We start from the raw sequence: 12,444 nt of genomic DNA on the forward strand, positions 1-12,444 counted from the left end.
GCCGCAGGGAGGGCGTGGGAAAAGGAAGCAACGCATCTCTCTGTGTAGTGAAGGGATAAATTGCATGAAAGAAATTGTTGCCGTTGACATTGGCGGAACTCACGCCCGGTTTGCAATTGCTGAGATCAAGGATGGTCATGTCTTTTCCCTCGGGGAAGCCACGACACTGAAATGTGCTGAGCATGCGTCCTTGGCTCTGGCGTGGGAGGCTTTTGGCCGTTCTCTAGGACGCCCTGTCCCGCGTGAAGCTGGCATCGCCGTGGCCTGCCCGATCACGGGTGACATTCTGAAAATGACCAACAATCCCTGGATCATCCAGCCGGCTCAGTTGGGTAGCCGACTGAAGCTGGATGATTTTGCTCTGGTCAATGACTTTGGGGCTATCGGTCATGCCGTGGCACAGGTTGGTCCTGAATACATGAATCATCTCTGTGGTCCGGATGTTGATCTGCCGGCCAAAGGGACAATCACCATTCTTGGCCCAGGCACAGGGCTGGGGGTTGCCACTCTCCTGCGTGGAGAAAATGGGTATCATGTAATTGAAACAGAGGGGGGGCATGTTGATTTCTCTCCTCTGGATGCGATTGAGGATCATATCCTGCGTGCTCTGCGTGACCGTTTTCGTCGTGTTTCCGTTGAGCGAATCGTTTCTGGTCCGGGGCTTACCAACCTGTATGAAGTGATTGCTGAGTTGCAGGATCGTCCCATCACCATCAAGGATAACCGGACATTGTGGACCACAGCAATGGAGGGAACAGACACTCTGGCTGCTGCTGCTCTTGAACGTTTCTTTCTGAGCCTGGGGGCTGTCGCAGGTGATCTGGCTCTGGCGCATGGTGCGCATGGTGTCGTGGTTGCCGGTGGTCTGGGTCAGCGTCTGGCTCATATTTTGCCTCATTCCGGTTTTTCCGAGCGTTTCATTGCCAAAGGACGCTTCGAGTCCATGATGAGTGATATGCCGGTGAAAATCATCACGCATCCTCAGCCGGGGCTGTATGGTGCTGCGGCCGCTTATGCGAGCAAGGATGCTCGTAAAGTCATCTCGTAATATGTTGCAGGTGATCATTCCTTTTCAGGGATGATCACCGTCCTTATCTTATGGAAAACAAAAAACGAAAGAGATGCCTGCTGCCCGTCCTCATGATGGGTGTAGCGGTTTTGTCGGGATATTATGGCTGGACGGTTGGACGTCACAAGCCGCTTCTGCAGGAAGCATGGTTGCAGCCTCCTCCAGACATGGCTTCTCCCGAAGCGAAAGAGGATAGTCGGGTTTATTTTGAGACCAGAGGTATGGCTGATTCCGTTCGTTGGAAACGGGCGGCATATGAAGCTGGCATGAATGATGATCAGACTGTTCAGAATTTTATTGATCTGAGTCAGATACGGTTGACTCCCGAGGATGAAAAAGAATTGACTCGTCGTATCGGGAAGGCTCAAAAGTTGGCCCGTAATGCAATGGAGCGTGAAAAAAATATCTGGCAGAGAAGGCGGCCTTTCATAGATCGTGGAGGTAAGACTTGTGTTTTCGATTACAAAAATTTTGTCACCAGTTGGTCCTACCCGTCGGGTCATACAGTCAGGGCTTATATCATTGCCTTGATCTTGGGAGATATGTATCCCTCACATAAGCAGCAGCTTTTGAACCAGGCTCGTGAATTTGGAGAAAGCCGCATTATTTGTGGAATGCATTGGGCTTCGGATGTCAGGGCAGGGAAGCAGTTTGCTTATATGTTGGCTAGCAGATTGAGGTGAAAAGGAAGGATTTTGTGTTATACTGAGTTGGCATAAAGTTAATTTTTTATTTAATTATCTTCCTCCTTCCTTAGAGGAAGAGGAAGGACTACCAAAACGATCTTTTTGGAGGAAAAGAGCAATGGAGGTCTGGGCGGGAATCGAACCCACATACGCGGATTTGCAGTCCGATGCATAGCCATTCTGCCACCAGACCTCATGTGCTGTCCCTTTAATAAAGACTATTATTAAAAGGTCAAGAGAGAAAACGTCGTAAAGCATTTTTCACTTATTTTCAGACAGATTCTACCCTATAATCCGCCTCAGCAACGAACAGTCAGCCCGGCAGATTACGATACATGAAACTCTCCTCCAATTTTTTTTCAAAAATCAAACTGTCAATTCAGTGTGGAATGAGTTTCTGCATCATAACTGCGATGGGAGGGCAAGAAGTTCATGCCCAAGAGATGATCAGAACTCCAAGTGACAATCCAGAATTCATCCCACATACCCTCAAAGAAGCTCTTTCTCTTGCATATCTCACCAATCCACAGCTGAGAGAAGCACGAGCACAACTTCGTGCCGTTGATGAACAGATGTCTGTTGCTCAGGCGGGCTGGCGTCCTACAATATCTGCGTCAGGTTCTTTAACCTACTACAAAGGAAGCAATCGCTACTCGCAGCAGACCATAATCGACGGAAAGAATGTAAAACTACCTTACACCCAGCACTATAATAACGGTGGATACAATACATCAGTATCACTGACCCAACCAATATATCAGGGCGGTAAGACTGTTGCTGGCATACACATGGCCAGAAATCAGATATTCTCTCAACGTGCCCGCCTCATCGAAACAGAGCAGGAAGTTCTTTACAACACGATGAACGCTTACGTTCGTCTCGTCGCAAACATCCAACTTTTACAGGTTAGCATCAACAATGAACGCTCTCTTCGTCAACAACTGGACGCTACAAACCGGCGTTTCCGTCTGGGAGAACTGAGCCGAACCGAAGTCGCACAGGCACAAGGGGCCCTGGCCTCAGCCACGGCTGAACTCCACCAAGCTGAAGGAGCGGTCCAGTCCGCCCAAGCCACTTATCTGCAAACGGTAGGTGTTCCAGCTCCACCTGATCTTGTACCTCCACAACCTCTGGCACTTCCAGTTCGAACCGAACAAGAAGCTGTCACAGAAGCAATTCGTAATAATCCCAACGTCATTGCAGCACTTTTCAACGAAGCACAGCAGAAAGATAATATTTCTGTCCAGATGTCAGCTATCATGCCGAAACTCTCGGCAGGGCTAACATACCAGCGATCAAAAGATCAGGGGCAGGACCAGTCTCTTGAAGATAACAAATATGCCACCCTGAATCTTCAAATTCCCATCTATCAGGGTGGTGGTGAGTATGCAGCCATCAGACAGGCCAGACAGACTGCCATTGCAGCCCGAAATGAAGTTGATGTGCAGCGTAGGCTCGCCCTTCAACAGACCTCGTCAAGCTGGCAGTTATACGAAGCTGTCAAGGAAACCCTTCAGAGTCATAAAATGGCTGTCACGTCCAACATGGCCGCCTTGGCTGGAGTAGAAAGACAGGCACTTGTCGGCACGGCAACAACACTATCCGTTCTTCAGCAGCAGGCCACACTACTTCAGTCCCAGCGCGCTCTGATCCAGAGTGTAATTTCTCTCGTTACGTCATCATACGATATTGCACGAGCTATCGGACATCTGACAGCAGTCGACCTCAAACTGAATGTTCCGCTCTATGATGAAAAAGCCTATTACTACGCCGTCCGCAACCGCCTGTGGGGGATAGGCGATTACAAGACAAATCTTCCAGGACGTTGAAATACGAACTGTTTTTCAACCATGCCTATCGGCAAGTGTCATGCCTGATGATATGAAATTTGCCACCTGAAACGAACATGAAAAATCGGGAATCTCATGACCATTCAGCTCACAGATACATCCCTGACACCATCCACTTTGGAAAAAACGTTCATCCCTGCCGATTACGAGGATACCCTGTACAGACAGTGGGAGAACTCAGACCTCTTTGCGGCTGATCCTCAAAAAAAAGGCACACCATATTCCATCATGTTCCCGCCACCCAATGTGACAGGAACACTTCATCTCGGACACGCCCTGACCTTCACATTGCAGGATATTCTGATTCGGTGGCAGAGGGAGAAGGGGGCCAATGTTCTGTGGCAGCCCGGAACGGACCATGCCGGCATTGCCACACAGATGGTTGTGGAACGTGCCCTTGATCAGGAAGGCATTGATCGCAAAACACTTGGCCGTCCCGGATTCATTGATCGTGTCTGGGAATGGAAAAACGAATATGGCGGAACCATCATCAGGCAGCTACGTCGTCTAGGTGCTTCCGCAGACTGGACACGTGAACGTTTCACCATGGATGAAGGACTGTCCCGGGCTGTCCGAAAAGTATTCGTTCAGCTTCACAGGGAAGGACTGATCTATCGGGACCGTCGTCTGGTCAACTGGGACCCGGTATTCCGTTCAGCCATTTCTGACCTCGAAGTGGAAAACAAGGAAACCAAGGGTTCAATGTGGCATATCCGGTATCCGTTAGAAAACGGCGGAACCATAACGATTGCCACGACACGGCCGGAAACGATGCTGGGCGATGTTGCCGTTGCCGTCAATCCGGACGATAACCGCTATACAACTCTAATCGGGCAGAACATCATCCTGCCTATGACAGGCCGTCTTATCCCTGTCATAGCCGATGAACATTCAGACCCGGAGAAAGGAACCGGAGCCGTCAAAATTACGCCCGCTCATGATTTCAATGACTTCGAAGTCGGCAAGCGGCATGATCTTCCATCTCCAACCATTCTTGATGAAGGTGCCTGCATCTGGCTGGATGAAATCCAGGCAGAGCTATGCGAGCATGACGGTGTGAGTGACCTTGCTTTTGTGCGGTCCCTTGCAGGGCTTCACCGGGATGAAGCACGTAAGAAAATCGTCACACAGCTGGAAACGATGGGATGGCTGGAAAAAATCGAACCGCATACTCTTCAGATTCCAACAGCTGAACGTGGTGGGGCCATCGTAGAGCCTCGCCTGACTCTACAATGGTACTGTGATGCTCCCAGACTGGCCCAGCCAGCTGTTGATGCCGTCAAAAACGGTAAAATGGTTTTTGAACCTCGACAGTGGGAGAATACCTTTTTTGCGTGGATGCGGGATCTGCAACCCTGGTGCATCAGTCGACAGCTCTGGTGGGGACATCAAATTCCGGCCTGGTATGGTAGTGACGGGAAGACCTATGTTGCCGAAACGGAGGAAGAAGCCCAGAAACAGGCGGGAGACTCAGTTACCCTGACCAGAGATGAGGATGTTCTAGATACCTGGTTCAGTTCTGCCCTTTGGCCATTCACCACTCTTGGCTGGCCTGACAAGACTGAAACTCTGGAATTTTATTACCCGACAAGTACACTCGTAACCGGATTCGACATCATTTTCTTCTGGGTATCCCGGATGATGATGATGGGCCTCCACTTTATGGGGGATGTGCCTTTCCGCAAGATACTGATCCATGGACTTGTCCGTGACGAGAAAGGGCAGAAGATGTCCAAATCTCGTGGTAATGGCATTGATCCTCTCGATCTGATTACAGAATACGGAGCAGACGCCACACGTCTCGCCATCGCTGCTGGAGCCGGGCTGGGCCGTGACATCAAGCTGGGACGGGGACGTGTCGAAGAACACCGGGCCTTCATCACCAAACTGTGGAACGCCTCACGCTTCCTCCAGATGAATGGCGTGGAACCAGAACCGAGCTTTACTCCATCTGCCGTTCAGTCCACTCTGGGTCGCTGGATACTGGAAGAAGCTCGCAAGGCTATCAATCAGGCTGATGCAGCACTGGAAGCATCCCGTTTCGACGAATATACACGCTGCTGTTATGGTTTTGTCTGGAACATTTTCTGTGACTGGTTCGTGGAATTCTCCAAACCGGTATTCCGGTCTGACGGAGCCGAAGCCGATGAGCTGAGAGCAACAGCCGCTTACGTTCTGGGCATCATTCTGCATATGATGCATCCGGTCATTCCCTTTGTGACGGGCGCGCTGTGGCAGAAACTGGGCTATGAAGGAGCGTTTGGCATCGACAGCTGGCCAGAGCTTCCCAAAATTGCCGGAGCTGAAGACGCTGCTGATGAAGTGAACTGGGTCATTCGTTTGATCAGTGATGTTCGGACCATCCGTGCGGAAATGAATGTCCCTCCCTCCCAGAAAGCTCCCCTGCTTCTGAGGGATGCTTCTGAGAAGACAATCGTTCGTTCCCGCCAGTGGCAGGCTGCCATTGATCAGATGGCACGTGCTTCCGAGATTGCACCGCTGACAGGTGAACCTCCCAAAATGGCCGCCCAGCTTATTTTGGATGAAGCGACAATTTTCCTGCCTCTCGAAGGAATCATTGATCTGGAAGCAGAAAAGGCCCGCCTGATCAAAGAAATATCACGGCTGGAAAATGAGATCGGCAAAATTGAGAAAAAACTGTCCAACGAAAATTTCGTAGTCCGGGCGAAACCTGACATCGTACAGGAAAATCGTGACCGTCTTCAGAGTTTCCAGCAGGAGCTGAACAAGCAAAAAACAGCTCTAGGACGCATCAGCTGATCGATGCACTTTCGGCCCACAGAAAAGCCTGCCCTATAGAGGGCAGGTTTTTTTATTGCCTGGCAGGCAAAGGAGGGGGAGGAATGATTCTCTCCCCACAAAAAATTTAGCGTTTCTTTACAACGATCTGTGACAGATCACGCACTGCTCCATGGGCGGCGCTGGTCGTCATGGCGGCGTAAGCCTTCAGGGCAGTGGAAACAATACGTTCACGCCGTGGTTGCCAACCTGCGGTTCCTTTTTCATGCATGGCCGTACGACGGGCTTCCAGTTCCTGTTCACTTACATCCAGATGCAGCAACCGCGCTGGAATATCAATGATGATGGAGTCTCCTTCTTCCACAAGACCAATCAAACCACCTTCGGCGGCCTCTGGTGAAATATGGCCTACTGAAAGGCCTGAACTGCCTCCAGAAAAACGACCATCAGTAATCAAAGCGCAGACTTCACCCAGTCCCATGGATTTCAGATAGCTGGTTGGATAGAGCATCTCCTGCATCCCAGGTCCCCCTTTGGGCCCTTCATAGCGGATGACGACAACATCACCGGGGATAATTTTTTTTCCCAGAATGGCATTCACGGCAGCGTCCTGGCTATCAAAGACACGGGCACGGCCGCTGAACTTCAGGATATGCTCCGCAACACCTGCAGTTTTGACAATCGCTCCGTCCAGAGCAAGATTTCCATACAGAACAGCCAACCCACCATCCTGTGAGAAGGCATGAGCCTTGTCCCGCAGTACACCACTCTGACGATTCTTATCCAGTTCCTTGTAGGTGCTGTTCTGTGAAAACGCCTCAACCGTCCGCACTCCACCCGGTGCAGCCCGGAACAATGCTTCCGCTTCTCCATCGCCCTGCACGACATCCCATTTCTTCAGAGCATCAGCCAGAGTGGGAGAATGCACCATAGGGATGTTCGTTTCCAGCAGATCTGCACGATCAAGCTCACCCAGAATGGCCGGAATTCCGCCAGCCCGATGCACATCCTCCATATGTACGTCTGCAACGGAGGGAGACACCTTGCAGAGATGCGGTACTTTTCGGGAAAGAGCGTCAATATCATCCATCGTGAAGTCAACACCAGCCTCACGGGCAGCTGCCAGCAGATGAAGCACCGTATTTGTTGAGCCCCCCATGGCAATATCCAGTGTCATGGCGTTCATGAAGGCTGCCTTCGTGGCAATGCCTCGGGGCAGAGCCGTACCATCTTCATGTTCATACCACCGTCTGGCCAGCTCAACGCTCAGGCGACCTGCTTCCAGAAAGAGTCCTTTCCGCTGGCTATGCGTTGCCAGCAGGGAGCCGTTGCCAGGCAGGGACAGACCAAGTGCCTCCGTCAGACAGTTCATGGAATTTGCCGTGAACATTCCAGAGCATGACCCGCAGGTAGGGCAGGCCGAGCGTTCCACCTGCTCAGATACATCATCACTGACACGATCATCCGCTGCGGCAACCATGGATGTTACAAGGTCCACAGCCCGCTCAATGCCACCCATGTCAGCCTTGCCTGCCTCCATGGGGCCACCAGACACAAAAACGGTCGGAATATTCAGCCGCAGGGAGGCCATAAGCATGCCCGGCGTTATCTTGTCACAATTGCTGATACAGACAAGCGCATCGGCACAATGGGCATTGACCATGTATTCAACAGAATCAGCAATAAGCTCCCGAGAGGGGAGGGAATACAGCATCCCTCCATGCCCCATGGCGATGCCGTCATCCACGGCGATCGTGTTGAATTCTCGTGCCACCCCGCCAGCTTCTTCCACTGCGGAGGCGACCAGTGCACCCATATTCCTGAGATGCACATGGCCGGGTACGAACTGGGTGAAGGAATTGGCTATGGCAATGATGGGCTTGTTGAAATCATCATCCTTCATGCCCGTTGCCCGCCAGAGTGCACGGGCACCTGCCATGTTACGGCCATGGGTGCTTGTATGGGAGCGGTAGGCGGGCATCGGCAAAACCTCTTGCAAAAAACGTACCATGGCGTCTTATCGTAAGAAACGGAACTATAAAACATAAAAATTGAAATATATGAAAAGCATGACGATTTTCCCCTAGGTTTCCAGTCCTTAGGGAACCATATGCAGCGTACCCATTGTTTTATATGAACAGGACAGTCATGACACAGACATCATCCATCATCCTTGGAGGCGGCTGCTTCTGGTGTGTTGAGGCCATCTTTACAGGCCTCAAGGGAATTATTTCAGCCAAGCCAGGATATGCTGGTGGTCATATGGAACATCCCAGTTACAAGGATGTCTGCACAGACAAGACAGGTCATGCAGAGGTCGTAAACATCGTTTTCGATCCGGATGAAATTGGCTTGGACGATATCCTACGGGTATTTTTTACAACCCACGATCCAACCCAGCTCAACAGGCAAGGCGATGATGTGGGCACCCAGTACCGGTCCGTCATTTTTGGAGATGAAGCCCAGCGGGCTGTTGCCCATAAAATCCGTGATGAAATTGCGGGGCAGAGCATATGGGAAGCCCCCATCGTAACGGCAATTGAGGGACCTGCGCATTTCTGGGAGGCCGAGGCAAGCCACCACGATTATTTTGCCCGGAATCCAGATACAGCCTACTGCGCCGCCGTTGTGGCACCAAAGGTGGCCAAGGCACGTAAACTCTATCGCGATCGACTGAAGTTAGCCTGACAGAAAAATGAGCAGGAAGTCTCGTTTTCAAGATCAGAATTCCTGCTCATTCATCCTCCTCCAGCAGAACCCTGTCCGTCTCTTCATCATAACCAAATAGATTCGCATAGCGGGCCCAGGAAATGGCCGTATTCAGGGTCTGACGGGCATAGGTGGTGGACATGGATTCTTCCAGTCTGCGACGGAAAATGTCGGCATCCATGGCGTGACTAGCTCGTTCATCCAGTGTCCCACGAATCAGTTTCAGAAGAGGGACGGAGTGAAGCAGGGCCGTTCTCATGATATCCCGTCGTGCGTCAGCATCTCCCTCCACAAAGATACGCCCCGTACTGGTCAGCATGATATCCCCATCTTCCAGCTCTGCCAGATCAAGAAGCTGCAAGGTTTCCCCAAGCGGAAAAAGATCATCAAGAGTCATCTGCAACTGGTTGGCCAGTTCTGGCAGATCAGCCCGGCCGGATGAGGGAGCATGATCCAGAGCTTCCATAAGCCCGACCAGAAGTTCGATGGAAATGTCCGGCAACACGATGAAAGATCCAGTGTCATCCTGAATCATTCCTGCCTCAGGTGAGGCAAGTTCCGCCTCGGAAACACTGGGGGCACGCAGTGTCATGAGCGTATATATCTGGTCCACAAAATGCCGGAAGGCGTCGTCCTGCCGATTACGGGGATGAGGGAAGGGAACGACAATTTCATGGGTGATACGCCCCGGCCCAGACGAAAAGAGGAGTATTCTGTCGCACATCAGCACAGCCTCTTCTATGGCATGTGTGGCAAGAACCATGGCTTTCAATGGTCCCAGCCGATGTTCCTGCCAGAGTTCTATCAGGTCGGTCCTCAGGTTTTCTGCGCTCAGATGGTCTATGTTGAGGAATGGCTCATCAAGCAGCAGTATTTCAGGCTGTCGGGCAAGGGCACGGATCAGCGATGTCCGTTCTTTGAGAGCATCGGACAGTTCACGAGGATAGGCTCCTTCATACCCATCCATGTCAAGGACCTCGATGATGGCTCCCGCGATTTTCTCTCGTTCGTCTCTAGGCTGGCCTTTTGCTTCCAGGGCAAGAAGGATGTTTTCCCGCACTGTCAGCCAAGGGAACAGGACATCATCCTGAAGAACAATGGAAACCTTTTCGAGGGCTTGCGGTGTAGCCTTTTCTTCCCGCCAGAAGACTTTTCCTTTTCTGGGCGTTTCCAACCCGGCCATGATCTTGAGAAGACTCGACTTCCCAGACCCTGAACGTCCAACGAGACCCAGAATCTCTCCCTCCCGAACCTCCATGTTGATCTGCTCAACAATCGGCACATCTTGATTACGGGATTTGTGTGCAAACTGGGCACAGTCAGCGAGACGTAAAATACCACCCATGAGCTAGATCCTGTAACGATGAGCCATACGTTCCTGCAACGGAAGGAAAATCCCCCAACGCACGGAAATGGCCAGCAGTGTCATCAGGCAAAGAAGCACTGCCTGCATTCCGTAAGCATGGGCACGAAGAATGGGAAGATGAAGTGTCCCTTTTTCCAAGAAAGCTGCCAGATAAACATTATCCCAGAAGAAGGGCAGGGACACGACACTTGCCTGCAGCAGAGCCGGACACAGTAAGGGAAACCTGACATCCTTCCAGGAAGACAGCAGCGGTAGACGCAGATATTTACCCATCATGACAAACTGTCTGCCAGAAGAGGCGGAATCGTACTGAAAAAATGTCCAGCCACTCAAACCAGTGACCGCCAGAGCCGGCATGAAAACTGTCGGTATGGGAAATGGCGAGGCCAGACAGAACAGGAACAGGGGTACGACTCCTCCTATCAGGCAATACTGTCGGCCCAGTTTCTTCACACCATCTGAAGCCCCCAGAAGTAGACCTCCGGCAAAGCCCCAAAATCCACCAATCATGCAGACCGTAATGACCAGTAGACTCAATGGATCGGGATTCCCCCAAAAACCGTAAGAAAGGAGGATGGATGTCAGAACCGTTCCCAAGATTCCAGCCACACAATGCTTCCGCCATGAAAAAGTACGGTCATCCCGCCTGTCCTTGCCAAGCTGAGTCAGATCGCAGACAGCATAATGACGCCCATACCCACGAAGAGGCCCGATAAGACCGTGCTGCACCAGAAGGATGAGTCCCAACATGAGGAACAGGATGATCAGACGTACCCCTGTCTCTCCTCCCTTCAGGGCAGACAGAAAAGCTCCCCCAAGTCCAGGGGCTGACTGAGAGAGGAACAGGGAGATAATCAATTCCCCGCCCAAGATCTGTAGCCAGAAACCCGGAAGGTCACGCAGTACGGCACGAACCAGCTCCGGAAAGGCAAAAGGTACATGAAGACGCCAGAAACTCTGCCACCGCCCCAGTCTCAAAGCCCGGGCCGTTTTCAGAAAACTGGATGGTATCCTGTTTCCGGCCTTTAGGGTGGCATGAACACTTCTGGTCAGAAGGCTGAAAAAAGCCAGTCCTGCCACACTCCAGAAAGGGGAAAGGACCGCACAGCAAAATCCAAGAAGACAGAACGAGGGAATTTCAGCCAGAAAGGCCGTAATCCTGATCAGGACGTGTCGCACATCCGCCGAACAGGCGGCCATGGACAACAGGACACAATGCCCCAGCGCAGCCAATAGAAGAGCTGCAGCCACCTTGCCTAAGGTCCAGAATACATCTTCCCACGGAGAGGAAAGTGGAGGAAAAAATGTGAAGCCACAGCCCCGATAAAGACCATACAAGGCCCCGACAACCAGAAAACAGCAGGACAGCCCACGGCCATGATAGGCCATAAACCAGCGTAAACAGCGGTTCTCCAGTCTGGGAAGATAGGCCAGCGGCCAGTTCCGTCTCTTCATGACAGGTCCAGACACAAATGGACGTCCATAACCAGACCTTAACAGTTAGTCCTATGGTCCAGGCAGGAAGGTCAAACCAGCTCAATGACCGGTGCTGCCAAAACCGCCATGCCCTCGTTCGGTTGTATCAAGGCTGCTGCACTCCTGCCACTTCATTCTCACAACAGGAGCCAGAACGCCCTGTGCCACTCTCATGCCCCGTTCGATGACAAACTTTTCCATGCCAGCATTGATGAGAATGATGCGGACTTCTCCACGATAATCCTCGTCAATGGTACCCGGGCTGTTCGGCACCATGATGCCATGTTTCAGGGCCAGTCCTGACCGGGGACGTATCTGGAGCTCATACCCTGTCGGAAGCGCAAGGCACAGCCCTGTCGGAACGAGAATGCGGTCACCGGGTTTCAAGGTAAGAGGCGTTTCTATGGCAGCCTGAAAATCAACACCCGCAGCCCCAGACGTACCATAGGCAGGCAGGTCCAGTCCCTCAGAATGAGGAAGACGAAGAACACGGACAGTCACATCGTTCGACATAATTTACATTCCAAG

General features: G+C 51.7%; 9 protein-coding genes and 1 tRNA gene. 5 read left to right on the forward strand and 5 right to left on the reverse strand.

The genetic code is table 11. The features are described 5' to 3' along the window. Nucleotides 1–55 precede the first annotated feature (55 nt). Nucleotides 56–1,048 carry a glucokinase gene (glk, locus tag CPA56_RS03385; protein WP_326831296.1) on the forward strand — a complete coding sequence of 331 codons (993 nt, stop codon included), beginning with the start codon at nt 56–58 and terminating at the stop codon, nt 1,046–1,048. Between the two features lie 92 nt (nt 1,049–1,140). Continuing rightward, complete coding sequence (locus CPA56_RS03390) at nt 1,141–1,752, forward strand: phosphatase PAP2 family protein (RefSeq protein WP_182040649.1); 612 nt, start codon at nt 1,141–1,143, stop codon at nt 1,750–1,752. Nucleotides 1,753–1,874: 122 nt separating this feature from the next. On the opposite strand, the gene CPA56_RS03395 is transcribed toward CPA56_RS03390, so the two are convergent. Then, nucleotides 1,875–1,948, reverse strand: a tRNA-Cys gene (locus tag CPA56_RS03395). A gap of 220 nt (nt 1,949–2,168) precedes the next feature. Between CPA56_RS03395 and CPA56_RS03400 the strand changes: the two genes are divergently transcribed. Next, complete coding sequence (locus tag CPA56_RS03400; RefSeq protein WP_229707406.1) at nt 2,169–3,584, forward strand: TolC family outer membrane protein; 1,416 nt, start codon at nt 2,169–2,171, stop codon at nt 3,582–3,584. 96 nt (nt 3,585–3,680) lie between these two features. Then, nucleotides 3,681–6,386 (forward strand): valine--tRNA ligase, encoded by a 2,706-nt coding sequence (locus CPA56_RS03405; RefSeq protein ID WP_182040650.1) that lies wholly within the window; start codon nt 3,681–3,683, stop codon nt 6,384–6,386. 106 nt (nt 6,387–6,492) lie between these two features. Here CPA56_RS03405 and ilvD read toward each other — a convergent pair whose 3' ends face one another. Then, entirely contained in the window at nt 6,493–8,346 is a 1,854-nt protein-coding gene (ilvD, locus tag CPA56_RS03410; protein ID WP_182040651.1) for a dihydroxy-acid dehydratase, read from the reverse strand. A gap of 167 nt (nt 8,347–8,513) precedes the next feature. Between ilvD and msrA the strand changes: the two genes are divergently transcribed. Next, on the forward strand, nt 8,514–9,053 hold the full coding sequence (msrA, locus tag CPA56_RS03415) for a peptide-methionine (S)-S-oxide reductase MsrA (RefSeq protein ID WP_182040652.1): 540 nt from the start codon (nt 8,514–8,516) through the stop codon (nt 9,051–9,053). A 46-nt stretch (nt 9,054–9,099) separates the two neighbouring features. Here the strand turns inward: msrA and CPA56_RS03420 are convergent, their stop codons facing one another. The 3 genes from CPA56_RS03420 to dut form a co-directional block, all read right to left on the reverse strand. Further along, the gene (locus CPA56_RS03420) at nt 9,100–10,419 is read right to left on the reverse strand and encodes an ABC transporter ATP-binding protein (RefSeq protein WP_182040653.1); all 1,320 of its coding nucleotides are present in this window, start codon (nt 10,417–10,419) and stop codon (nt 9,100–9,102) included. Nucleotides 10,420–10,422: 3 nt separating this feature from the next. Beyond that, nucleotides 10,423–11,895 (reverse strand): ABC transporter permease subunit, encoded by a 1,473-nt coding sequence (locus CPA56_RS03425; RefSeq protein ID WP_182040654.1) that lies wholly within the window; start codon nt 11,893–11,895, stop codon nt 10,423–10,425. An 81-nt stretch (nt 11,896–11,976) separates the two neighbouring features. Then, nucleotides 11,977–12,429, reverse strand: a complete 453-nt coding sequence (gene dut, locus CPA56_RS03430) for a dUTP diphosphatase (RefSeq protein ID WP_182040655.1) — start codon at nt 12,427–12,429, stop codon at nt 11,977–11,979. Nucleotides 12,430–12,444: the final 15 nt, after the last annotated feature.

Source organism: Bombella mellum (genome assembly GCF_014048465.1).
GTDB lineage: Bacteria > Pseudomonadota > Alphaproteobacteria > Acetobacterales > Acetobacteraceae > Bombella > Bombella mellum.